15 protein-coding genes and 1 riboswitch are annotated in these 25,097 nt (G+C 46.6%); of the genes, 10 read left to right on the forward strand and 5 right to left on the reverse strand.

Going from position 1 to position 25,097, the window contains the following annotated elements; all coding sequences use genetic code 11:
* Positions 1–176 precede the first annotated feature (176 nt).
* Together MKX35_RS05740 and MKX35_RS05745 are read left to right on the forward strand one after the other, a co-directional pair.
* A complete protein-coding gene (locus MKX35_RS05740; RefSeq protein ID WP_042192295.1) occupies positions 177–1,331 on the forward strand; it encodes a cation:proton antiporter in 1,155 nt (384 codons plus the stop codon).
* Between the two features lie 252 nt (positions 1,332–1,583).
* Positions 1,584–4,598, forward strand: coding sequence for an efflux RND transporter permease subunit (locus tag MKX35_RS05745; protein ID WP_076297869.1), 3,015 nt, complete (start codon positions 1,584–1,586; stop codon positions 4,596–4,598).
* A 178-nt stretch (positions 4,599–4,776) separates the two neighbouring features.
* On the opposite strand, the gene gcvPB is transcribed toward MKX35_RS05745, so the two are convergent.
* The 3 genes from gcvPB to gcvT form a co-directional block, all read right to left on the reverse strand.
* On the reverse strand, positions 4,777–6,237 hold the full coding sequence (gene gcvPB / locus MKX35_RS05750) for an aminomethyl-transferring glycine dehydrogenase subunit GcvPB (protein WP_076297868.1): 1,461 nt from the start codon (positions 6,235–6,237) through the stop codon (positions 4,777–4,779).
* Positions 6,234–7,586, reverse strand: a complete 1,353-nt coding sequence (gcvPA, locus tag MKX35_RS05755) for an aminomethyl-transferring glycine dehydrogenase subunit GcvPA (protein WP_076297867.1) — start codon at positions 7,584–7,586, stop codon at positions 6,234–6,236. The genes gcvPB and gcvPA overlap by 4 nt, the downstream gene beginning before the upstream one ends.
* Before the next feature lie 106 nt (positions 7,587–7,692).
* On the reverse strand, positions 7,693–8,805 hold the full coding sequence (gcvT, locus tag MKX35_RS05760; RefSeq protein ID WP_076297866.1) for a glycine cleavage system aminomethyltransferase GcvT: 1,113 nt from the start codon (positions 8,803–8,805) through the stop codon (positions 7,693–7,695).
* 185 nt (positions 8,806–8,990) lie between these two features.
* Positions 8,991–9,089, reverse strand: a riboswitch (glycine riboswitch).
* A 179-nt stretch (positions 9,090–9,268) separates the two neighbouring features.
* On the opposite strand from gcvT, the gene gcvH reads away from it, so the two are divergent.
* Positions 9,269–9,661, forward strand: coding sequence for a glycine cleavage system protein GcvH (gene gcvH / locus MKX35_RS05765; protein ID WP_076286985.1), 393 nt, complete (start codon positions 9,269–9,271; stop codon positions 9,659–9,661).
* A 456-nt stretch (positions 9,662–10,117) separates the two neighbouring features.
* Here the strand turns inward: gcvH and MKX35_RS05770 are convergent, their stop codons facing one another.
* Positions 10,118–10,954 carry a flagellar motor protein MotB gene (locus tag MKX35_RS05770; RefSeq protein WP_042192284.1) on the reverse strand — a complete coding sequence of 279 codons (837 nt, stop codon included), beginning with the start codon at positions 10,952–10,954 and terminating at the stop codon, positions 10,118–10,120.
* Entirely contained in the window at positions 10,951–11,733 is a 783-nt protein-coding gene (locus tag MKX35_RS05775; RefSeq protein WP_076286986.1) for a flagellar motor protein, read from the reverse strand. Before MKX35_RS05775 ends, MKX35_RS05770 begins: the two co-directional genes overlap by 4 nt.
* 277 nt (positions 11,734–12,010) lie before the next feature.
* On the opposite strand from MKX35_RS05775, the gene uvrB reads away from it, so the two are divergent.
* The 7 genes from uvrB to galU all read left to right on the forward strand — a co-directional run bounded on the left by uvrB (position 12,011) and on the right by galU (position 25,049).
* A complete protein-coding gene (gene uvrB / locus MKX35_RS05780; protein WP_076297865.1) occupies positions 12,011–14,002 on the forward strand; it encodes an excinuclease ABC subunit UvrB in 1,992 nt (663 codons plus the stop codon).
* A gap of 118 nt (positions 14,003–14,120) precedes the next feature.
* Positions 14,121–16,994, forward strand: a complete 2,874-nt coding sequence (uvrA, locus tag MKX35_RS05785) for an excinuclease ABC subunit UvrA (RefSeq protein ID WP_042192277.1) — start codon at positions 14,121–14,123, stop codon at positions 16,992–16,994.
* Between the two features lie 710 nt (positions 16,995–17,704).
* A complete protein-coding gene (locus MKX35_RS05790) occupies positions 17,705–17,914 on the forward strand; it encodes a hypothetical protein (protein ID WP_042192275.1) in 210 nt (69 codons plus the stop codon).
* Positions 17,915–18,043: 129 nt separating this feature from the next.
* Positions 18,044–19,177: a S1C family serine protease gene (locus tag MKX35_RS05795; protein ID WP_371915757.1), complete on the forward strand. Its 1,134-nt coding sequence runs from the start codon at positions 18,044–18,046 to the stop codon at positions 19,175–19,177.
* A gap of 27 nt (positions 19,178–19,204) precedes the next feature.
* Positions 19,205–21,118 carry a stalk domain-containing protein gene (locus MKX35_RS05800; protein ID WP_076297864.1) on the forward strand — a complete coding sequence of 638 codons (1,914 nt, stop codon included), beginning with the start codon at positions 19,205–19,207 and terminating at the stop codon, positions 21,116–21,118.
* Between the two features lie 206 nt (positions 21,119–21,324).
* Complete coding sequence (locus MKX35_RS05805) at positions 21,325–23,847, forward strand: U32 family peptidase (protein WP_076297863.1); 2,523 nt, start codon at positions 21,325–21,327, stop codon at positions 23,845–23,847.
* Positions 23,848–24,161: 314 nt separating this feature from the next.
* Complete coding sequence (gene galU, locus MKX35_RS05810; protein WP_076297862.1) at positions 24,162–25,049, forward strand: UTP--glucose-1-phosphate uridylyltransferase GalU; 888 nt, start codon at positions 24,162–24,164, stop codon at positions 25,047–25,049.
* The last annotated feature ends 48 nt before the right edge of the window (positions 25,050–25,097 follow it).

A 25,097-nucleotide genomic window follows, 5' to 3' on the forward strand; every position in this document is an offset into this window, starting at 1 on the left:
GGCGTATTTTGTTTACAGTCTTTTATATTACGGTTATAATATATTTAATATTGTTTAATTGAATAATTTTTTGTTTTTTGGAGGAGCCTGTCAACAAGGGCTCCTCTTTGTCTTTTTTTGGCTTGGAGATGTCCCTGGTTGGCAGTTCTTATATACAACAAGGGAGTGGATGAAACATGGAGTTTGTTCTATATCTTATGCTGATTATACTATTCACCAAGCTAGCTGGTGATTTATCTGTACGACTGGGACAACCGTCGGTACTGGGTAAGTTAATTGTCGGTATTATACTAGGTCCTGCGGTACTGGGTTGGATTCAAAATGGAGAGTTTATTCATTATTTTTCGGAGATCGGTGTTCTATTGTTAATGTTTATAGCAGGGCTTGAGACTGATCTGGATCAACTGCGCAAGAACTGGAAGTCAGCTTTCGCAGTAGCCGTCGGAGGTATTATTTTACCTTTTCTAGGTGGATTCGCCATCGGAGAAATGTTTGGTTTTGCTTATCATAATGCTATGTTTATGGGTGTCATTCTTAGTGCAACTTCAGTCAGCATATCGGTTCAGGTACTGAAGGATATGAATAAGTTGAATACACGTGAAGGTTCTACCATTCTGGGAGCCGCTGTAGTCGATGATATTCTGGTTGTTATTTTGCTCGCTGTATTAATGAGCTTTTTCGGCACAGGAGAATCAGTGTCCATTGGTCTTTTAATTACGAAAAAAGTGTTGTTCTTCGCTGTAGCGCTTGTTGTGGGTTGGTTCGTTGTGCCGCGGGTTATGAAATGGATGGCTCCGTTAAAGGTGACAGAGGCTGTTATCGCAGCGGCGCTAATGATTTGCTTTGCGTTCGCGTATTTTGCTGAAATTATGGGGATGGCAGGCATCATCGGTGCTTTTGCAGCTGGGATTGCTATTTCACAAACCTCCTTTAAGCACACTGTGGAATCTAAGCTTGAGCCTATCGCCTATTCGATTTTTGTTCCGGTCTTCTTTGTCAGTATCGGACTTAATGTTTCCTTTGAAGGGGTTGGCAGTCAACTAGGATTCGTCCTCTTGTTGACGGTGATTGCCATTCTGACCAAGTTGTTTGGTGGCGGTCTGGGGGCGCGTCTTACAGGATTTAATAACCATTCGTCGCTTATTATTGGTTCAGGGATGATTTCGCGGGGTGAGGTTGCATTGATCATCGCGGCAACAGGTCTGCAAAGCGGATTGTTGCAGCAGCAGTATTTTACTTCCGTAATTATTGTTGTCATTGTAACTACACTTGTAACACCACCACTCTTAAAATATATGTTCCGCGATCCAGTGCGCGCTAAACAAAAATAATAATCATAGCAAAAGGGTGTCTCGAAAGCCATTTTACATGGCTTTTGGGGTGCTCTTTTTTTGTTTGCTCTAATTCCCTATCCTTCGGAAGGAGAAAGCCCCCCGTCTTAAGACTGAGTATAAAACCAGCCGTAGGGCTGTTTTGACTTCGACCAAAAATGTCTAAACTAAATCTCGGGATGGAAAATAATACATAATGGGGCAGTCATAAGATGAGTACCAGAAATATACGGGGTGGAAGGGGAAACGATAATGAAATGGTTAACCAAATGGTCGTTCGGTAACAAGGCGGCGGTAGGGCTTTTAGTGGTAATGGCGCTTGTAGTGGGAGGGCTGAGCTACACTTCGCTACCGATGGAATTTATGCCAGAGGCAGATAATCCACAAGTGACTGTAACGGTGCTCGGTCCGGGTCAAGATGCCCATGCAATGGAGACGAAGGTTACGAAGCCGATTGAGGCTGGGGCCGCTTTTGTAAAGGGAAAGAAAGAAATACTGTCCACTTCCGGAGACGGATACGCACAGGTGAATATTTTTTATGACTCAAAAACAAATATGAAGGATGCAGCTGGGGAGGTGCAAAAGGTTGTAGATTCGTTGCAGTTCCCTGAAGGGGTGATGGCCCCTTTTGTACTTCAACTGAATACTTCCATGATTCCCGTGTCGCAGGTCACCCTTTCGTTTGACGAAGGTCTGACTAAAGAAAACCTTAAGCTTGCGGAAGAAACGATCATTCCAGAGATGCAACAAGCAGAAGGTGTAGCCAACGTCGCCTTATATGGGAAAGTAACACCGCAAGTGCGGGTGAAGCTAGATCCAAAATTAATGGCTGAGAAAGGAATTACGACACCTCAAGTACTAGGGTTACTTCAGGGACGTAATGTATCGGCATCTCTTGGAGAGCAGACGATTGGTGGTCAGACAGGTAACGTTAATGTGGTTTCTACAATTGATAGTATCGATACTCTAAAAAAGCTACCCGTATCCTCGGGTGTTAAGCTACAGGATATTGCTGTCATCGAATTGAAGGAAGATCAAGAGAGCGTTAGCCGCTCGAATGGGAAAGATGTTCTTTTCGCCATAGTAACCAAAGAAGCTAATGCGAATGCAGTAAGTGTCGGAGATCATATACAGGATACCGTAGCACATATTAACAAAACCATTCCAAATGCAGAGGCAGCGGTCGTATTCAGCACATCAGATATGGTGGTTACCTCGGTCAATAGTATGATGCGTGAAGTATTGCTGGGCGCGCTGTTCGCGACGATCGTAATTTTACTGTTCCTACGCAACCTGCGGGCAACCCTGATTACGGCGGTTTCTATTCCGCTTTCACTAGCGGTTACCTTATATCTGCTTGATATATCCGGCATAAGTCTGAATATTATCACGCTCGGAGGTGTGGCCGTTGCGGTCGGTCGCTTGGTTGATGATAGTATCGTAGTGATTGAGAACATTTACCGTAGGCTGCAAAAAGAACCCTTCTCCCGTGAAATGATTATAAGCGCAACTGGGGAAGTGGCTAGAGCGATTACTTCATCTACGATTGCAACGGTAGCGGTATTTCTGCCGATGGGTCTTCTGCGTGGTAGTTTACAGGCGTTCCTACTTCCGTTTGCCTTAACGGTCACGTATTCACTGTTAACTTCACTCGTTGTAGCTTTGACGGTGGTTCCGCTGTTAAGCTCATGGCTGCTGAGAAGAACTTCAATGAAAGAACACGAGCCGTCTAAATGGTTCACCCGATTCCTCGATTGGAATTTGCGCCGGAAATGGATTACTTTATCGCTAGGTCTTCTCCTTCTGATTGGCTCTATCGCTGCTTATGTGACTATGCCAAAAGGTGCGCTTGATGCTTCAGATGCCAGCTATGTCTCTGTTCAGTTGAATTATCCGAAGGATGTTCCTGTCAAAGAGATTTTAGAAAAAGGAAAGCAGTTAGAGCAAGATTTGATGAAACAGCCTGAAGCGGAAACGGTGATCATGCAATCAGGGAACAGTGCAGATGCGGCCCAGTGGGGGTCCGTCAGCTCGGAGACCTTAGTGGACTATACCGTTGTGATGAAAAAAGGTGCGGATGCGCAAGGCTTCATCGATCATGTCCGTGATGTGAAGGATTCCTACGCTGGGGCAACACTTGTTGCTAATCAAATGAGTATGATGGGTTCAAGCTCCACTAGCGAATATATTGATATCGTGGGTGATAATCTTACAGATATTACTGCTGTTGCAGCAGAAGTTACGAATAAGTTGAAGACTGTGGAGGGGATTCAGAAGGTCAGTAGCAACATGGAGGATACCAAACCTGTCTTTACATTTAAGGTAGATCCAGCACAGACGAATGCACAAGAAATTACCATGCAATTGTCGGCTATGCTGAATCCGATTCCTATGGGGCAAATCGAACTGGACGGTACACCTGCGGGAGTAGTGTTAGATCCTATAGCTGAGCCAAAGTCGGAGCAAGATTTAAAAGCAATGAAGCTCATGACTGCTGAAGGTCCAAAGCCGTTGTCTCAACTAGCAACCTATGAGGTTCGGAATGAACCAGCACTGTTGTTCCATAAAGATGGGAAGCCATATGCGAGAATTACAGCGGAAGTGGATCCGAAGAAGGTGTCTGAAATCGGAGCAGATATTAAAAAGCAAACCGATAGTCTTACCCTTCCAAAGGGTGTGACTCTATTTGCAGGCGGAGCCTCGGTTGATCAGTCAGAGGATTTCGCTGACCTTGGTATGACAGCGCTGATCTCCATCGGGTTGGTGTATCTGATCATGGTCCTAACCTTCAAAACCCTTCGTGCTCCGCTGGCAATCATGTTCTCCTTGCCTTTGGCTGCGATTGGGGCGATTGTTGGACTGATCGTATCCGGCGTAACACCTGATTTCACTGCCCTGTTCGGGGCTCTGATGCTAATTGGTATCGTCGTCACGAATGCGATTGTGCTTATCGACCGTATTAAGCAGAATGAAACGCATATGGGTATTCGCGAAGCCATTCTGGAAGCGGCCGGAACACGGATGCGCCCGATTCTGATGACGGCTATTGCTACCATTTGCGCCATGACTCCACTGCTGTTCGGCCATGCCGAGATGGGCAGCATCGTCTCGCAAAGCTTGGCGATTGTGGTCATCGGTGGCTTGACCGCGGCAACGCTGCTTACGCTGGTTGTGGTTCCAGCGATTTACGAGCTGTTCTACTTCCGTAAATCGGCTAAGGAGCGCAAGGGCGTAGTGAAAGTAGAAACTCCGACGCATGGTGCGTAATATCAAAAAGTTATAGTGATAAACAACTGAAACAGGCCCTTCTCAGACATTTTTAATGATGCTGGGAAGGGCCTGATGATTTAGAGGATGAGAACTTTTCGTGTAGTTGGACAGTGCGAAAAGCAGGCCGACGATACTTGGTATCGTGGCCTGCGTTTTTAATACTACTCATTAGCTGTTAACCGCAAGAACAATTCAATACCGGCTTACGCGCAGCCTGTGTCTCATCCAATCGGCTAATTTCTGTGGTATGAGGTGCGTTGATTACGATTTCCGGTGTCTCCTGCGCTTCTTTTACGATCTGGATCATCGTATTAATGAAGCCGTCGAGCGTTTCTTTACTTTCCGTTTCCGTCGGCTCGATCATCATACATTCCTCAACAGTCAGAGGGAAGTACACGGTTGGCGGATGGTAGCCGAAGTCGAGTAATCGTTTAGCAACGTCTAAGGTGCGTACACCATACTGCTTGAGGTTTTTGCCGGACATTACGAATTCATGTTTACATACGCCCGGATATGGGATTTCAAAATATGGCGCCAGACGGTGCATCATATAGTTCGCATTCAGCACGGCATTTTCGGATACCTCACGCAGTCCGTCTGGACCATAGGTGCGGATATAGGCGTAGGCACGAACGAGAATACCAAAGTTGCCGTAAAAAGCTTTCACGCGTCCAATCGATTCAGGTCCGCCGAAGTCGATTGAGAAGCTGCTATCTTCGTTTTTCACCACAGTTGGTTGTGGTAGGAACGGAATCAAGATGGATTTTACGCCGACAGGTCCGGCTCCAGGGCCACCACCGCCGTGCGGGGTGCTCATTGTCTTATGCAAGTTCAGATGCACAACGTCAAAGCCCATGTCGCCAGGGCGGGTAATGCCCATAATGGCATTGGAGTTGGCTCCATCATAATAGAGTAAGCCGCCTGCTTCGTGCACGATCTCAGCAATCTCGACGATTTGGGTCTCAAACAAGCCGAGTGTGCTTGGGTTAGTCAGCATCAGCGCGGCTGTATCGCTGCCGACGGCCGCTCTTAACGCATCAAGATCGACCATCCCTTTATCTGTGGAAGGGATCGTGATCGTTTCAAGTCCTGCTGCTGAAGCACTAGCAGGATTGGTGCCGTGCGAGGAATCCGGCACGATAACCTTCGTGCGGGTCTCGCCGCGGCTTTCATGATAGGCGCGGATCATCATGAGACCGGTCCATTCACCATGAGCACCTGCGGCAGGCTGTAAAGATACAGCATCCATGCCGGTTAGTGCAGACAAGTCGTTTTGTAGGGTATACATTAATTCCAGTGCGCCTTGAATACTTTCTTCCGGCTGGTACGGGTGGATCTTAGCTAGGCCTACGATGCGGGCAACATCTTCATTGATTTTAGGATTGTATTTCATCGTACATGAACCGAGTGGATAGAAGCCGTTATCTACCCCAAAGTTGCGGCGTGACAAGGAAGTGTAATGGCGAATGACGTCCACTTCGGATACTTCTGGAAGCACGACGGGTTCGCTACGGAGTAAACCTGATGGAATCAGAGCTTCCAATGTTTCTTCCTGCGGCACATCGCATATTGGCAAGGAATAGGCCGAACGGCCGGGACGGCTTAATTCAAAAATTAGACTTTGCTCCGGTTTCATAAACAGCCCTCCAGTGCGCTAGCGAATTGGTCGATTTCGTTTTTGCTTCTTTTTTCCGTAATGGCTACCAGCATTTGTCCAGCAAGTTCAGGATAATCACGGCCCAGATCATAACCGCCTAAATAACCTTCCTTCAGCAGCTTCGAATTAATTGCACTTACGCTGCTTCCTTCCGGAAGCTTCACGACAAACTCGTTAAAGAATGGGGAGGAAAAGGTAAGTTCAGCCCCTGTCAGTTCGCTTAGTTTATTAGCGGCGTAATGGCTTTTACGAATGTTCAGCTCGCCTACTTCACGCATCCCTTCTTTACCCATTACGGACAGGTAGACGGATGCGCAGAGTGCGAGCAGCGCCTGATTGGAGCAAATATTCGATGTCGCTTTTTCACGACGGATATGCTGTTCACGAGCTTGGAGTGTCAGAACGAAGCCGCGTTTACCGTTACGGTCAACAGTTTGACCAACGATACGACCTGGCATGCGGCGCATTAAATGCTCTGCTACAGCGAAGAATCCACAGGTTGGTCCGCCGAGGGAAGCTGGAATACCGAGTGGCTGAGCGTCACCGACTACGATGTCGGCTCCGAGCTTACCTGGTGTTTCTAGTACGCCAAGAGCGATCGGATTTGCACTGACGACGAACAACCCTTTAACAGCATGGATCAGCGGTTCAACGGAGCTAAGATCTTCGATGCTGCCAAAGAAGTTAGGCGATTGCATCAGTACTGCAGCCGTATTACCATCAATGGCCTCAGCAAGCTTAGCCTGATCGGTAACACCGTCTCTATAGTCAATCTCCACTACCTCAAGACCCCAAGCATTAGCTGATGTGCGTAACACTTGGCGCGCTTCAGGATGAACGGTGCGGGAGACAATTAATTTTTTGCGTTTGGTAGCACCAGCTGCGAGGACGGCTGCTTCGGATAATGCGGTTGCGCCATCATACATGCTGGCATTGGCTACTTTCATACCGGTTAGTTCGCAAATGTAGGATTGGAATTCGAAGATCGCTTGCAGTTCGCCTTGGCTGATCTCCGGTTGATAAGGGGTGTAAGCAGTGTAGAATTCTGAACGGGAAATGACATGGTTGATCACCACAGGGATGTGATGGTCGTATAATCCGGCGCCGAGGAAGCTGGCGTGCGAATCGAAGTCAGCATTTCGGTCAGCGAGACCTTTCATGTGACGTAGCAGGGCGTACTCATCGAGTGGTTCAGACATCGGCATAGTGCCTTGATAACGGACGGCTTCAGGGATATCGGAAAACAGCTCATCTATGGACTGAATCCCGACGGTTTCCATCATCTCTACGCGGTCCTGTGCTGTCATGGGCAGATAACGGTGCTTCATTAAGGTTTCACTCCTTGGCTTTTTTAAAATATAAGAAAGTACAATTTTCACGCTATACTTTATCCTTCTATTTCTCGCTTAAAAGCTAACCGTCCTAATAAGGACGCTAAAGGCGTTTATACTTGTAAAAAGGGGCCTTAATCACGACAGCTTTAAGCTGCTTGCCGCGTATCTCTACGAAAACCTCTGTGCCTATTTCACTATAAGCTGTATCAAGCAAAGCTAATCCCAGGTTGCGTTTCAGCGTTGGAGATTGGGTTCCGGTTGTGACCTCTCCGATTTTGATGCCGTCCGCATAGACTGGGTAATGGGAGCGTGGAATGCCTCGATCAATCATTTCTAGACCGACAAGACGGCGGGGGAGACCCGCTTCTTTTTGCTGTATCAACGCATCGCGTCCGATGAAATCTGCTTTGTCCAGCTTTACGAAAAACTGAATCCCTGCTTCAAGAGGAGTGATGTCAGCCGACAGCTCCTGACCGTACAGTGGCAATTTTGCCTCGAAACGAAGCGTATCCCGTGCGCCCAGTCCAGCAGGTGTTAATCCGTGAGGAGAGCCAGCTGCGAGAAGGCCGTTCCATAACGTCGCTGCCCCATCCAGCGGAGCATAAATTTCGAAGCCATCTTCACCGGTATAACCCGTACGGGAGATCAGTACTTCTACACCGCAGACGGTTGCGCGTTCGATGAAGTGGAAAGGCTTGAGCGTTGAGATCGGTGCATCAGTAACTTCTGCGAGTATGGTCTCTGCCAGCGGACCTTGCAAGGCGAGCAAAAGCGTCTCGTCAGAGACATTAGTGAGTGTGACTTCACCGAATTCAGAGGTCAGATGCTCTTGCAGCCACTGGAAGTCCTTATCGATGTTGGAGGCATTTACGACGAGCATATAACGGCCTTCACTTAGTCGATACACGAGTAAATCGTCGACCACCCCGCCGTTTGGATAACAGAGCAGCGTATATTGTGCCGCACCATCGGTAAGGCGGCTGACATCGTTGGTCGTCATTTTTTGTAAAAAGGCTTCAGCGCCGCTTCCGATCACCATGAATTCACCCATATGCGATACATCGAACAGTCCAGCCTGCTGGCGAACAGCCTCATGCTCCTTCACGATACCTGTAAACTGTACTGGCAGCTCCCAGCCGCCAAAATCAATGCACCTGGACTCCGCATATGCGGAATAGAGATCATAAAAAGGCGTTCTTTTCAAAGCATCCATGTCGTCACTCCCCTAGTCTGATTACATACGAAAAAAAGGACAGGCAGAAGCAATCATGCATAAATGCACTAATCGCTTTCTGCTCTGTCCTTTGTACCTGAGAGTTACCCTGCGTAACTAACATGCAAGTTTCCCCGTTGGTGACCTGACGCACTCAGCCTCGCGTCTGATGCTCTCCAGAGGTACGTCCGACAAAGGTCCTTTTGCCTGAGAGATTCACCCCTGTTAGGGCTTACTCCTTCGGCGCCGTCTTCAAGTGAGACAGTCTCTCCCTATGCCATCATCCGCAACTGTATTTGTTTCTTATGTCTCCATTAAACGGGTATAGGAGGGCGCTGTCAACAAGAAAAAGTCAAAAAAACGACAAATTTATTTTACTTTTAGTAATATTGACATTATGCTCCGCGATCACTTAGGCTATAACTAAATTTAGAATTCCAATTTGGAAATGAGGCGGCTTGAAATGAGTGAAGTTTTAGATAACCTTCTTTACAGCGAAGAGCATGAGTGGGCACAGCAAGTGGAAGGACGCGTAGTACGTGTTGGGATTACGGATCATGCTCAGCATTTGTTAGGCGATATCGTATTTGTGGAATTTCCTGAAGTGGGTTCGGCCATTTCAGCTGGCGACAGCGTAGGCAGTATCGAATCCGTTAAGACCGTATCGGAACTCTATTCACCCGTCTCTGGGAAGGTTACCAAGATTAATGATGGTTTAGAAGCTAGTCCAGAGCTAATTAATGATAAGCCGTATGGTGAAGGTTGGATTTTTGAAATTGAAGTGGACGGAGAGTATGCTGATGCTGTAAAAGGACTGCTAGATGCAGCTGGATATCGTGCATTGGTAGGAGAGTAATTGGGATTTTTCACTGTATATTAATTTCACCGCATGTGATATTTGTAGCAGCAAGTTTCTGTTTTTGGGGACTTGCTGTTTGGTGTTTTTATATAAATAGCGGTCGGGATCTTTGAGTTAAATCCTGGGACTCTTTAGAATTATGGGATTTTATTTAAAAGCGAATCTACTGATTGTGGAATTAGGGAAAACCTCCCTTATTTTAGACGAATATAGCGTGACACAAAGGGTTTTAGGGAATTCCTCCCTAAAATTTCGGTGAAAAGCGCTATTTCTGAGTAAATAGGGTATTAATCAGGGAGGAATTCCCTAATTCTGCGCCTGGACAAGGGAATAGGCAGATAATCAGGGAGTATTTCCGTAATAAATAGTGGCGAGCCCATTTTGGTATGTTGATAAGCAGATTCGCTCCCGCACAGGCCTAGCTACTGTAACTAGCTCTGAGTAAAACATTTTTTAGGCACCCTCTTGAAGCTGCCGCAGCACAATGATCTCTACACGGCGGTTCTTTTGCTTACCTGCAGCTGATGTGTTCTCCGCGGTGGGCTGGGTATCAGCATACCCTGCATATTGAAAATTGTCGGGGTTCAACCCTTCATGATCTAAGAAAAAGCGAAGCACTGACAGCGCACGAGCACCAGATAGCTCCCAGTTGTCGTTATAGTGAGAAGCCGAAGATACTGGCGTATTATCGGTATGTCCTTCAATGCTGATCTTTGCGCCGATATCGCTGAATAATCCAGATAACTGCTGAAGAGCAGGCAGGGCTGGAGACTTCAGATCTGCCTTACCTATATCGAAGAGAAAACGGTCACTGAGTGTGATTTCTATCCCCTGCGGTTTGTCGGCAACAAAAATTTGTTCTCCGAGATTATTTTCCTCTACATAGTTCGTAATCACACCCATTAATTCAGCAAGTTTAGCCTCTTGTTCTCGAAAAGCAAGTTCACGTGCCGAAGGTGTTTCGTTCTCCGTTTGTTCAGCAGATCCATCATTCGGTCTCGCAGTTGCAGCTGCATTCCCATTCCCGTCTGTACTTTCCGGTTTGTTCTCAGTTGATTTCCCAGCATCTAAAATGCCGTTCCCACCCTCAAGGACAGTGCTGCCAGATTTGAAGGTCTCGGATAACGAGCCTGTCACGATGTTATATTTGTCAGTATCCAGGCTGCTCATCGCATACAATATAACGAAAAAAATAAGTAAAAGTGTAATTAGATCAGCATAAGTAATCATCCAACGGTCGCGGCTTTCCCGAGTCTCTACACGCCGCTTGCGCCGGTCTCTTTGTCTCATAGAAGACCTCTAGTTTCCGCACGGTCATTCGTGTCCGTGTCTGAGATGAATGAGTTCAGTTTTTTACGCACCAGCAAGGGGTGATCCCCGTTCTGCAAAGAAAGAATGCCGACGAGCAGCATTTCCATACTATGTAGCTGGCTTTGACTGCGGGATTTGATTTTGGAAGCGATGGGTAAAAATATTAAATTAGCGATGGCAACACCGTACAATGTTGCGGTAAATGCCACTGCGATAGATGTGCCCAGATTTGACGGATCTGTAAGGTTGCCAAGTACACGGATGAGCCCCATCACCGTCCCGATAATTCCCATCGTTGGTGCATATCCACCTGCAGCTTCAAAAATCTTAGCATAGTTCTCATGCTTCAATTCTTTAGCATCCATTTCTAATTCAAGGATCTGTCTTACCTGCTCAGGATCAGTGCCGTCGACAATAAGAAGTAGACCTTCACGTGTAAAAGGGTCCGGATGTTCTTCAGCTTGTTTTTCTAACATTAGAACGCCGCCGCGACGGGCCACGGTTGCCATTGCAATAAGTTCTTCTGCTTTTTCTACATCACGATCAGGGTTGCTACCGAAAGCCATGCGTAATGCTGTTGGAATGGAGCGCAGCTTAGATGCCGGGAAACTGATCATAACGGCGGCAAACGTACCCCCGAACACAATCAAAGCTGCATTAAGCTGCAGCAGTCCTGAGAGGCTTCCGCCTTCCCAGAGATAGCCGCCGATTAACGCAGCCAGTCCAGCCAATAGGCCGATTATTGAGGTAATATCCATGCTTCAAGCTCCTAACATTTCTATGTATTATGGTTTGCAACGATCTAGGCAACACTGTATAATGAACGGGAACACATATTCTTATCTTCCATATTTTTTAATTATAAGAAAGTATAAGTTTCACGTTATACTTTAATCCTTATAATTCTCGCACAAACGCTTAACGTCTTTTAGAGACGCCAAAGGCGTTTTAGCTTGCCATCGTATGGAGAGAGAACATTCAGACAACAATTATAATATATTAATCTAGTTTAGACGATAGAGGGGAGACGGGCAAATGAGTGATATTGTCGTCAGTACAAAGACTTTTGAATTGGAGTCCGAGTATACACCCCAGGGCGATCAGCCTCATGCCATAGAGGAATTACTACAAGGCATCCGGCAGGGCAAGAAGCACCAGACGCTGCTGGGCGCGACGGGTACGGGTAAGACGTTTACCGTTGCACAAGTTATTTCCAAATTAAACCGCCCGACGTTAGTTATTGCGCACAACAAGACTTTGGCTGCCCAACTGGCGAGTGAGTTTAAGGAGTTTTTTCCGCATAATTCGGTAGACTATTTCGTCAGCTACTACGACTATTACCAACCAGAGGCGTATATTCCCTCCTCCGATACTTATATCGAGAAAGACTCCAGTATTAATGAAGAGATTGATAAATTGCGCCACTCCGCAACGAGCTCCTTGTTCGAACGGCGTGACGTTATTATTGTGGCGAGTGTGTCTTGTATTTACGGCCTCGGTTCGCCGATGGAATACGGAAGCTTGCTTTTGTCCTTGCGGGTAGGGATGGAGAAGCCTCGAAATGAGATTTTGAGCAGGCTAGTGGATATCCAGTACCAGCGTAATGATATCAATTTTGTACGCGGAACCTTCCGTGTACGTGGTGATGTGGTTGAGATTTTCCCGGCATCTCAGGGTGAGCATGCCATTCGGGTCGAATTGTTCGGTGACGAAATTGAGCGAATCACTGAGATTGATGTACTGACGGGTGAACTGATCGGGGAGCGCGATCATGTCGCTATTTTTCCGGCGTCTCACTTTGTTACCAAGGAAGAAACGATGCGAGTGGCACTGGTCAACATTGAAAAAGAGCTGGAAGACCGCTTAACGGTTCTTCGTGACGCAGGAAAGCTTCTTGAAGCTCAGCGTCTGGAACAGCGGACACGTTATGATATTGAGATGATGAAAGAAGTGGGCTTCTGCTCTGGGATTGAGAACTATTCCGGTCCGCTCACCTTCCGTGAACCAGGGGCAACTCCGTATACATTAATGGATTATTTTCCAGATGATATGTTGATCATTATTGATGAGTCCCATGTAACACTTCCACAGATTCGGGCGATGTATAATGGTGACCGGGCGCGTAAGACGGTACTGGTAGAGCATGGTTTCCGTTTGCCGTCTGCGCTGGATAACCGTCCACTCCAGTTCGAGGAATTCGAAGAAAAAGTGAAGCAGATCGTATATGTTTCAGCGACACCAGGACCCTATGAAATGGAGCACTGCGACACCATGGTGCAGCAGATTATCCGGCCTACAGGTCTTTTGGATCCGATCATTGAGGTTCGTCCTACAGAGGGACAAATCGATGACTTGATTAGTGAAATTCGTGATCAGGTGGAACGAGACGAACGCGTACTCGTCACAACGTTGACGAAGAAGATGTCAGAGGATCTGACGGATTACTTTAAGGAAATTGGGATTAAGGTTCGTTATATGCACTCTGATATCAAAACGCTGGAGCGGATGGCGATCTTACGTGATCTTCGACTTGGTACATTCCATGTTTTGGTAGGGATTAACCTGCTAAGAGAAGGTCTCGACCTCCCGGAAGTATCGCTGGTCGCTATTCTCGATGCGGATAAAGAGGGCTTCCTTCGTTCCGAACGCTCCCTAATTCAGACGATTGGTCGTGCGGCCCGTAACTCCGAGGGTCGTGTAATCATGTACGGTGATCGAATCACTGATTCGATGGAGAAGGCGATGAGCGAAACGTCGCGTCGTCGCGCCATCCAGATCGCCCATAATGAGAAGCACGGCATTACCCCAACCACCATTAATAAAAAGGTGCGTGACATCATCGAGGCAACGAAGGTTGCCGAGTCCAAAGCGGATTACCTCACGGGTGTTGGTGGCAAGATGAATAAGAAAGAGAAACAAAGCCTGATCCAGCGTCTGGAAGCCGAGATGAAGGACGCTGCGAAGAACCTGCAATTCGAACGCGCGGCAGAGCTGCGTGACGCATTGTTGGAGCTCCGGGCCGAGTAATAAACCTTAAATGCATCACCGATATTTAAAATAAGTAATTGAACGGTGCTGTCCTGGCCGTTCTTTTTGAATAAATAGAAAACAGCTTTGATATTTGATTCATTAAGGAGAGGTTCCGTTGGCGAACGATAATATTGTAATTAAAGGCGCGAGGGCGCACAATCTCAAAAACATCGATGTGACGATTCCACGTGACCGTTTCGTCGTGCTGACGGGGCTGAGCGGCTCGGGTAAGTCTTCGCTTGCATTTGATACGATTTATGCTGAAGGACAGCGGCGTTATGTTGAATCCTTGTCAGCTTATGCTCGTCAGTTCTTGGGGCAAATGGAGAAGCCGGATGTGGATTCGATAGACGGATTATCTCCGGCAATCTCTATTGATCAAAAGACAACAAGTCGCAACCCGCGCTCCACAGTTGGTACGGTTACTGAGATCTATGACTATCTCCGGTTGCTTTTTGCTCGAATCGGTCACCCTCATTGTCCAGAGCATGGAATTGAGATTACTTCCCAGACCGTTGAACAAATGGTAGACCGGATTATGCAGTATCCAGAGAAGACTCGTTTGCAAATCCTAGCGCCTATTATTTCAGGACGTAAAGGTGAACACAAAGGACTCTTCACAGATATTTCTAAGCAAGGGTTCGTACGTGTGCGTGTGGACGGTGAGCTAAGAGATCTGTCTGAGGATATTGAACTTGAGAAGAATAAAAAACACACCATAGAAGTTGTTGTAGACCGGATCGTCGTTAAAGACGATGTGGAGACCCGGCTGACGGATTCACTGGAGACGGCACTTAAACTTTCGGGCGGTAAAATCCTTGTGGATATCATCGGTCAGGAAGAGCTTCTGTTCAGCTCTAATTTTGCTTGTCCGATTTGTGGTTTCAGTATTGAAGAGCTGGCACCACGTATGTTCTCCTTCAACAGTCCGTTTGGAGCCTGCACAGAGTGCGATGGACTTGGAATGAAGATGGTGGTCGATCCAGATCTGCTTATTCCTGATGCTGAGAAATCCATTGAAGAAGGTGCTTTTTTAGCTTGGACTGGAAGTACTTCTAATTACTATCCGCAATTTCTGAAGTCCGTGTGTGAGCATTTTAATATTCCACAGAACGTTCCAGTGAGCAGTTTAACACCTGATCATATGAATAAACTACTGCATGGTACAGGTAGCGAGAAGGTTCGCTTCAAATATGAGAATGATTTTGGACAAAAGAAAGATGCGATGGTTGCTTTTGAAGGGATTATTCCGAATCTGGAGCGTCGTTACCGGGAGACCGCATCTGACGGTATTCGTGAATTTATCGAAGGATTTATGAGTGCTAAGCCTTGTCATGTCTGTAAGGGCAAACGTCTGAAGAAAGAAATTTTGGCGGTGACGATCAACGAGCAAAATATTTCGGATATTACCGATCTCTCGATTGGTGACTGTCAGCATTGGTTTGAAGAAATAAAGTTAAGTGAGAAAGAGACAGCTATCGCCAATCTCATTCTTAAGGAAATCTGCAATCGTCTGGGATTCCTAGTGAATGTCGGACTGGACTATTTGACACTTAGCCGCGCAGCAGGCTCGCTATCTGGTGGTGAAGCACAGCGTATCCGGTTGGCCACTCAGATCGGTTCCAGTTTGATGGGTGTACTGTACATTCTGGATGAGCCAAGTATTGGTCTGCATCAACGGGATAATGATCGCCTGATCTCTACGCTTGCTCATATGCGTGACCTAGGCAATACGTTGATTGTTGTAGAGCATGACGAAGATACGATGATGGCAGCGGACTATATTATTGATATCGGACCGGGTGCGGGTATTCATGGTGGACAAGTTATGGCGCAAGGAACACCGGAAGAGATTATGAAAGATCCGAATTCCTTAACCGGTGAATATTTAAGCGGTCGTAAGTTTATTCCAGTTACCGCTAAGCGTCGTGCTACCGATGATCGTTGGATAGAAATTCGTGGCGCTAAAGAGAATAACCTGAAAAATGTGAATGTGAAGATTCCATTGGGTGTATTTACGGCGGTGACTGGTGTGTCGGGCTCCGGTAAATCTTCACTTATTAACGAAATTCTGTACAAGAGCTTGGCACGACAGCTGAATAAGGCTGTGAAGGTGCGTCCGGGTCAGCACAAAGAAATTCGTGGCTTGGAAAATCTCGATAAGGTTATTGAAATCGACCAATCGCCAATTGGGCGTACACCACGCTCTAACCCAGCAACCTATACTGGCGTATTTGACGACATTCGTGATCTGTTCTCGAAGACGAATGAGGCAAAGGTACGGGGGTTCCAAAAGGGACGCTTTAGCTTTAACGTAAAAGGCGGACGCTGTGAAGCTTGCCGTGGGGACGGAATTATCAAGATTGAGATGCACTTCTTGCCTGACGTATACGTTCCTTGCGAGGTATGTAAAGGTAAACGTTATAACCGGGAAACACTAGAAGTGAAATATAAAGGGAAAAACATTTCCGACGTGTTGGAGATGACTGTAGAGGATGCTACAGAGTTCTTCGTGAATATCCCTCGTATTCACCGTAAAATGCAAACGCTGATGGATGTGGGTCTTGGCTACATTAAGATTGGTCAGCCAGGTACAACATTATCCGGTGGTGAAGCGCAGCGTGTGAAGTTGGCTTCCGAGCTATACCGTCGTAGTACCGGTAAGACACTCTATATTTTGGATGAGCCTACAACAGGTCTGCATGTGGACGACATTGGTCGTTTACTAGAAGTATTGCACCGCTTGGTGGATTCCGGAGAATCGGTTCTTGTCATTGAGCATAATCTGGACGTTATTAAGACCGCTGATTATATCATCGATATGGGACCAGAAGGCGGCAGTGGCGGCGGAACCGTACTGGCAACAGGAACACCAGAGAAGATCATTACTGTTACGGAGTCTTACACAGGTAAGTATCTGAAGCCAGTTCTGATTCGTGATACAGAGCGTACTGAAGCGCTTATGCTTGAGACGGCGGAAACTACCTAAGCTATAAATAGCTGGATAGTATAACTACTAAATAATAAAGGTCGCGGCAATTTGCCGTGGCCTTTATTGTTTGTTGTCCAAAATTATTATTTTGGGAAAACAATTGATCGGTACAATTGCTGGTAGTCACCAGTAAATTAGAGCCTTTATCCGTTCTGATGTGAGTTTTCTAGTAAACGTTATATGACTCCTATAAAAAGAATACTAAATAATAGGCGGGATAGGCATATGTAGGGCATGTCCGTCGTAAGATTTAATGAGGAACATGCTGTTGCTGTAAGTATACTTAATGGGTAATAGAATAACTGTAGGCTCAATGGTTCCTTGAAAAATAAATAACTATTTGTAATATACATTTTGTTCTATTAAAAGCTTCAGCTACTAGATTGGGGAAGCAGCCTTAGAACTAAAATCAAACCGATAATCGGCTAATTTGAGGGGGCTTAATCCATAACTGATACTTCATTTCATCACCTTCAAAAAATAGAGCATTACTCGTTAGGTTTGTATCGCTTTCGCCGGAAAACACCAAACGTCAATGAACAAAATCATTAATATATCCGATTTTGCAGCAATAAAATATTTTTTTTGCGACAAATACATAATTTTTCTACAAAACCTATTGCATCGCCCAAATGGTAGCGATAACATAGAAGAGGATATGGGGAATACTGGATCTTGCTTGACAACATTTTTGAGGAGGTAAGGTAATGCTACTTGCAGAAGTTGCCGCGCAAGGACCGTCTAAATTTCATACCTTTGATGTTTTTATGATTTTATTCACTATCCTAATTTTGGTTGGAGTCGTTCGGTTACTGAGAGCTCCCCAGAAGAACAAGTTCGCCATTGCTTTCGGAGCGGTTAGTTTGTTGGTTTTTATAATCTCTGACTATGCCATGGTGATGCATTGGTTAAGTTAACGGAAGAATTAAATTGAACAGCTTTGCACCAAAAGACTCCTTTAACGCCGTGGGCGCATTGAAGGTGTCTTTTTTTCAAATTATATAATGTAAAATTAATCCATTCGCAGAGAGAGGGTCTGGTGAAGGTTGATGAGGATTGGGGAGAAGCTGGTGAAGAAAGGAATGGGCTTGCTGCTGTGCGGTTTGTTGCTGTCAGGAGTATGGAGTGAGTCGGTTTATGCGTTGGGTGATACGACTAAGACGGTTAGCGCGGCGACCACAACCCAGAGAGACAAAATCAAAAATTCAACAGCAGCGGAAGACCCCGTACCAGGGATTATTAAAAGTATCACCCCCTCCGTAGTGGGCATTATCGGCAAAGACGATAGTGGGGGGACTAGCGGACCGGATGATCGATACAATCTGACGCATGGTTCTGGCATTATTGTGAAATCGAATGGATGGATTGTAACCAATGCACATGTCATCAAGGATCTGCAGAATGCCTTGGTAGTGACGTCGGACTCCAAAACCTACAGCATTAAAGAAACATATCTAGATGAAGTTAGTGATCTGGCCCTGATCAAAATCAATGCAACCTCGCTTAAACCTGCAAAGTTTATTCCATCGACCGGCAAAACCGTTGTTGGTGAGAAGGTAGTGGCCGTCGGAACACCGATTAGCTTTTCTCTAAGGAATTCAGCGACCGTAGGGGTTATAAGTGGCCTTAACCGTGAAGTAGCTGCGGCTTATCGTCTGATCCAAAGTGACACAGCGATTAATCCCGGGAATAGCGGGGGGCCGCTAGTGAATATGAAGGGCGAAGTGCTGGGAATAAACAGTCTGAAATACTCAGCGGTGGGCGTGGAGAATATGGGCTTCTCTATACCGTCGGATACCGTGCAGTATATTATGAACCAGCTTTTTAAGTACGGTGAAGTAAAGCACCCGAGTCTTGGGCTGGAACTAGAGCCGAGCTGGTCTACGATTGTAGGATTGCCAACGCTCGATCCCCTGACTGTAACCAAAGTGAATTCTGCTGAAGCACGTAAGGCGGGTGTTGCCGAAGATGATGTCTTGTATAGCATTGACGGCCACCGTGTGGTCTCACTAGTTGATATTAATGAATTGTTTAAAAGCTATTCTCCGGGTACAACGGTACGACTGGTTATGCAAAGTGATGGGGATATCGTCATCCGTAAGCTGGTGCTCACTCAGGGTGATCCCCTATTAAGTGAAGAGGGTTCAGGAACAGATGGGGACGAGCATACGGAAGAGTGATCAGGAAACTAGAGAGGAGGACGGTAAATGGGCTTTAAAGTTTTAAAACAAGGATTGTGTGCGATACTGGCCTTGTTATTGCTATTTTCTATATTACCGATACCAACCGCACGGGCGGCAGAAACAGACAAGCTACAGTTGAGTCTTAAAGTGGGCAGTACTTCTGCTACGGTGAATGGCAAGAAGGTGACTATTGAGCGGCCTTATATGGAGAACGGAACGGTTATGGTACCGCTCGGGGTTTTTAAAAAGACATTTGGCAGCACGGTTTCCTTAGAAGGAAATGATGTAGTGAAAGTAACGTACGGCTCTCATACAGGGTTAATGACGATTGGTAGTATTAGTGCCTGGAAGGATGAGACTAAAGTTAAACTCACCTCCGCACCTCGGATGGTTTCAGGTGTGTTGATGGTGCCGCTGCGTTTTGTGGCGAGTGTACTGGGTGCAACCCTCTCCCAGGGTAACGGTGGTGAGCTGATCATTACCATAGCTCCTGCAGACAATGAAGGCGATGTGCCAGTGGATACTGGTATTGATAGCGATGTAGGGAAGACGCAAATTGGGAACAGTTATTTTCAATGGACACTAAATTATCCGTCTGGACTGATTGCTGGAAATAGCGGTGGTGATGAGAGTGTGGCTACCTTCTCCAGTGCGGACAATCTTTATTATTTGGAGATTCATGCAAGTGATCAGGCGGTTTCAGTGGATGCAGATGGGCTTCTGGAGCAACTAGTTCGGGAAGTCGAGGAAGGTGGGGAGTTAATATTAGATCGAGAGTCTTTCCCTAATGCCTCAGTACCTTATGCACGATTGGTCAGTAAAGATTCTAGCGGAGCACTCTGGGAAAACAGGCTGATCTATGCTGAAGGTAGACTTTACGAGATTTATTTGACGGATGAGAAAGCTACTAATTATAAAGATTTAGCCAAATATGCGGGGTTACTGAGCTCTTTTCGGCCCTCTTTTGACACTAAGGATAACAAAATCCGTGATCTCTCTACCGTAAAGAATGGCTTAAGTGAAGCCTATAATGAGGACTATGGTATCTCACTACAGGTTCCTGCCGCTTGGATTAAGGATGACCAGCATTTTTATTATGAAAGCAAACAAGGAAGTCATTTGAGTGTGGCGATTACATCGGCACCTGCTGGTTCTACACTAGAGAGCTGGGCTGAAGAGCTGAAGACAAAAACGCAGGAGAACTTTGTAGCGGACGCATATATTGTTAAAGGTAGCATGAAGTCTGAAATAACCGGCGTACCTGCGCAAATAAGTGAGACACAGCTGAATTTCGGCAACGGTTGGGCGACAGAATATCAGGCACTCGTACTCAAGAATGGGTACCGTTACTATTTCGAATATGTGACACCTGCTGGACAAGAAGACGATAAGGCCAAATTTAAAGCCATTATATCCTCTATTGATATTGATTTTGATCTGTTGAAGGAGAACTTCGGGCGACTCGCTTGCGATGACTATAAGACAATCAAGAATAAAACGATAACCAAAGTATCTAAAAGATACGGCTATGCCATCGACATTCCACGTTTATGGACACCCAATCAAGATGTATTCGAGACACAGTTGGTAGAGTATCGGTTCATCGGAGGACGTTTCCAGATTAACTCGAAACCTGAAAGCTCAGTCGATTATGTGGTGAATATGCTCAAAGATTCTTATCAGAATAAAAATAATGATCCTAAGGGTCCTCGCATTGAAAGTATAGTGGAGTCTACCTTTGCCGGTGTTCCTGCTACGATCCTTACTGTGCATCAAATCAAGAATGGTGTTCCTGTCCGCAGTAAGCACGTTGTTTTTGGTAAAAATGAGGTGGTCTACACGATTACTGTTACGCTGAATGATGCCAATGCTACTGCAGAACAGCAAGCTTTGTTGGATAAAACGCTGCAGTCGTTTCGGTTTACAGGGAATGAGTAGTTTAGAGGTGTTTGGAGTTCATGACTAACTAATAGTAGAGTGTAATTCAATTAGATGAGAACGTCCCTGTAGCCAAAATGGCGTGGGGCGTTCTTTTCTTTATATAAATGTTGGTAAACACATGGCGCTGAGATGTGATATTTGATACAATTATCAAGTTAATCAACTAGAAATGACCCGCCACATGGCGGTTTGGGAGGATATAAATGAAAGAGCAACAAATACGCAGAGAAGACGTGGAGCTATTGGCACCTGCAGGTGACTGGGATTGCATGCGTGCGGCGGTAGCGAACGGAGCGGATGCTATCTTTTTTGGCGTAGAGAAGTTTAATGCACGGGCGAGAGCGAATAACTTTCGCATGGACGAGCTGACGGAAATTATGGCGTTTTTGCATAGCTATGGTGTGAAGGGTTTCCTGACCTTTAATATACTGGTTTTTGAAAATGAATTGTCTGATGCGAAAGAACTGATTGACGCTTGTGTAGATGCTGGCGTGGACGCAGTGATTGTACAGGATTTAGGTTTGGTCAAAATGATTCGTGAAATCTCACCAGACTTCCCGATTCATGGATCGACACAGATGACGATTACTTCCCCGGAGGCGGTTGAGTTCACTAAGCCTTTCAGTTTGGAGCGTGTGGTACTCGGTCGTGAGAACAATCTGAAGCAAATTAAGACGATAGGGGAACAAGCCCGTCTGCCGATGGAAGTATTCGTGCACGGAGCCTTATGTGTCTCTTATTCGGGTCAATGTCTAACTTCGGAAATGTGGGGTGGACGCTCCGCCAACCGCGGAGAATGTGCTCAAGCTTGCCGTCTGCCTTATGATCTGATGGTGGATGGAGAAGTTAAACCAATGGGTGATGTGACTTATTTGCTCTCCCCTAAGGATTTGGCAGCTATTGATCTTATGCCTGAGCTGATCGAGGCGGGTGTAACTTCTTTCAAAATCGAAGGGCGCCTCAAGAGCCCGGAATACGTTGCGAATGTAGTTAGTAAGTACCGTAAGGCAATTGATCGGTATTTTGATGGCGATATGTCCAAACCATCGAAGGAAGAAGTTCGTGAACTGCAACAAAGCTTCTCCCGCGGTTTCACGCATGGTTTCCTAGATGGAACGAACAATAAAAAGCTCGTAGACGGCACTTTCCCGAAAAGCCGTGGTGTATATCTCGGAACGGTTGAACAAATTCTTCGTGATGGAGTTGTCTGCCGTATTCATGCACCGCTTAAGCGGGGAGACGGAATCGTGTTTGATGCAGGGGATCCGACGAAAAAAGAAGAAGGCGGACGCGTTTACGACCTTCGTCGTAAAGGTGTGAAGCTCGAAGGTGAAGCCGGAGAAGGCTGGATCATCGACATCGTAGCCGGTCGTAATGATGTGGATCTGCGTCGTCTAAATGTCGGTGACCGCATTTGGAAGACAAATGACCCTGCGTTAGACAAGGCGCTGCGCCAGACTTATGAGACAGAGAAGCCGTACCGGGTATTCCCGGTACATGTGCGAGTGCAGGGCTGCGTCGGCGAGAAGCTGACCACCTGGTGGACGGACGTTCAGAAGAACGTTACCGTCCGTGTGGACTCGGAGCTCGCGCTGGAAACAGCGCAAAAGCGTCCGATGGATACTGCGCTGCTGGAAGAACAATTCGGCCGCCTGGGCGGAACCGTGTTCCAGCTTGACGCGCTAGAGTCGCATCTGCAAGGCGACGTCATCGTCCCTATGCGCGAGCTGAACAGCATCCGCCGCCAAGCGGTGGAGCTGCTTGCGGGCGAGCGCCCGAAACCGCCCGTGTACGTGAAACGGGCGATCGAGGTCTACGGCGACGCTACCCGCAGGGACGTCGCTCCGCAGCGCGCCGGTGAAGCGGAGCTCACCGCGCTGTGCCGCAGCCTGCCGCAGGTGCAGGCTGTGCTCGAGGCCGGCGTGAGAAACATCTACGCCGACTTCGAGTTTATCAAGCAGTTCCCGGCAGCGGTAGATGCGGTACGGGCTGCAGGGGCCAGCATCGCGCTGGCCACACCGCGCATTCATATGCCGGGCGAGAACGGCTACCACGCCAATATTCTGCGCCTGCAGCCTGATGCCGTGTTAGTACGCAATACCGGCGCGCTGTATTATTATCTGCGCCGCCGCCAAGAGCAGCCTGATGCCGTGCATCCACGCCTGATCGGCGATTTCTCACTGAACATTGCCAATCATAAGGCAGTGGATCTGTTCCTTGAGGCAGGCTGTGAAATGGTAACACCATCCTATGACTTGAACATTCAGCAGATGGTTGACCTGCTTGAACACAGCGATACTTCTCGTATGGAGATCGTAATCCATCAGCATTTGCCAATGTTCCACACAGAGCACTGTGTATACTGTACCTTCATGAGTGAAGGCACAGACTTTACGAACTGTGGCCGTCCATGTGAAGAGCACCGCGCATCCCTGCAAGACCGTATTGGAATGTCACATCCGGTTCGTGTGGATGAAGGCTGCCGTAATACTGTTTATAACGCAGTTGAGCAGTCCGGTGCGGAATATTTGAACAATTTCCGTGATCTAGGCGTATCCTCGTACCGTGTGGAGTTCCTGGAAGAGACACCAGAGCAAGTGGCTGAGGTAATTAGCCTTTACAGCCGCGCACTGCGTGGTGAAATCTCTGGTACGCAGGTATGGAAGAGCTTGAAGGCTACAAATCAGCTGGGGGTTACACGGGGACAATTGGTTAACGCGAAGTAATAGGGGGTAAAGGAATAGGGCTTGGTGACTACCGGAGGATACTCTGGAGTTGCTTGGCCCTTTTTTATAGATATCATCTCGTCCTCTTTGTTACTTGCATATACTAGATAATGTATAGGTGAGAGTTAGCAAAGGGGGGATCTTGCGATAAATGTTTTATACTTCCGTCTCCCCGGGTGTGATTGGAATTGATATACAAATATAACAAACTCTCTGACATTAGTCTGGTATAACTGCTATAATTGAAGGAAATATGCCATTTTACTATACAGACTTTTAAAATGGAAGAGTAACCGACAGAAGGAGTTAATGTGATGAAGATCCGTAAAGCCATTATCCCCGCTGCAGGTCTTGGTACCCGTTTTTTGCCTGCAACCAAAGCAATGCCTAAAGAAATGTTACCAATAGTAGATAAACCGACGATCCAATATATTGTCGAAGAAGCAGTTGCTTCCGGAATCGAGGATATTATTATCGTCACGGGGAAAGGTAAACGGGCGATTGAGGACCACTTTGATAACTCTTTTGAACTAGAGTTTAATTTAGCAGAGAAGCAGAAGTGGGAGCTTCTTGAGTCTGTTCGCAAATCCTCTGAAATGGCTGATATCCATTACATTCGCCAAAAAGAACCGAGAGGTCTTGGTCATGCGATTTGGTGTGCTCGAAAATTCATAGGCAACGAACCGTTTGCAGTACTGCTAGGTGATGATATTGTTGAGTCGGAGAAACCCTGTCTCAAACAGATGATGGAAGTATATGAACAGTACAAATCCTCTATTGTGGGTGTTCAACCTGTGCCTTGGGAAGAAGTTTCCCGCTATGGATTGGTGGATGGAACTGAGTTGGCTGAGCGGGTCTATAAGGCCAATCGCCTTGTAGAGAAGCCGAAGAGAGAAGATGCTCCTTCTAATCTAGCGATTCTAGGACGATATATCCTGACTCCACGCATCTTTGATATGCTTGGTGAGCAGCAGGTAGGTGTAGGTGGAGAAATCCAGCTAACGGATGCGATCTCCCGCTTAAGTGAAGTGGAGCGGATTATTGCTTATGATTTTGAAGGCAAACGCCATGATGTAGGTGAGAAGATGGGCTTCATTCAGACCACTATTCATTATGCACTTCAGCATGAAGAGCTTAAAGATGACTTACTTCGTTATATGAAAGAGCTTGTCGATAATGAAGTTGCTAAGGCTGGGCTTTAAATAGAACTCATATCATTGAAAAAAGCGCGCCGCTGTAATTACAGCGGC

This window comes from Paenibacillus sp. FSL R5-0923 (assembly GCF_038009145.1).
In the GTDB taxonomy this organism is placed as follows: domain Bacteria; phylum Bacillota; class Bacilli; order Paenibacillales; family Paenibacillaceae; genus Paenibacillus_AQ.

What these genes read in the sequence shown, in the direction of transcription:
- MKX35_RS05790 (WP_042192275.1), top strand. Translation starts at nt 17,705, where the DNA reads ATGCTACTTGCAGAAGTTGCCGCGCAAGGACCGTCTAAATTTCATACC.
- gcvPB (WP_076297868.1), bottom strand. Translation starts at nt 6,237, where the DNA reads ATGAAACCGGAGCAAAGTCTAATTTTTGAATTAAGCCGTCCCGGCCGT.
- MKX35_RS05770 (WP_042192284.1), bottom strand. Translation starts at nt 10,954, where the DNA reads ATGAGACAAAGAGACCGGCGCAAGCGGCGTGTAGAGACTCGGGAAAGC.
- uvrB (WP_076297865.1), top strand. Translation starts at nt 12,011, where the DNA reads ATGAGTGATATTGTCGTCAGTACAAAGACTTTTGAATTGGAGTCCGAG.
- MKX35_RS05800 (WP_076297864.1), top strand. Translation starts at nt 19,205, where the DNA reads ATGGGCTTTAAAGTTTTAAAACAAGGATTGTGTGCGATACTGGCCTTG.
- MKX35_RS05745 (WP_076297869.1), top strand. Translation starts at nt 1,584, where the DNA reads ATGAAATGGTTAACCAAATGGTCGTTCGGTAACAAGGCGGCGGTAGGG.
- MKX35_RS05740 (WP_042192295.1), top strand. Translation starts at nt 177, where the DNA reads ATGGAGTTTGTTCTATATCTTATGCTGATTATACTATTCACCAAGCTA.
- gcvPA (WP_076297867.1), bottom strand. Translation starts at nt 7,586, where the DNA reads ATGAAGCACCGTTATCTGCCCATGACAGCACAGGACCGCGTAGAGATG.
- galU (WP_076297862.1), top strand. Translation starts at nt 24,162, where the DNA reads ATGAAGATCCGTAAAGCCATTATCCCCGCTGCAGGTCTTGGTACCCGT.
- MKX35_RS05805 (WP_076297863.1), top strand. Translation starts at nt 21,325, where the DNA reads ATGAAAGAGCAACAAATACGCAGAGAAGACGTGGAGCTATTGGCACCT.
- gcvH (WP_076286985.1), top strand. Translation starts at nt 9,269, where the DNA reads ATGAGTGAAGTTTTAGATAACCTTCTTTACAGCGAAGAGCATGAGTGG.
- gcvT (WP_076297866.1), bottom strand. Translation starts at nt 8,805, where the DNA reads ATGGATGCTTTGAAAAGAACGCCTTTTTATGATCTCTATTCCGCATAT.
- MKX35_RS05775 (WP_076286986.1), bottom strand. Translation starts at nt 11,733, where the DNA reads ATGGATATTACCTCAATAATCGGCCTATTGGCTGGACTGGCTGCGTTA.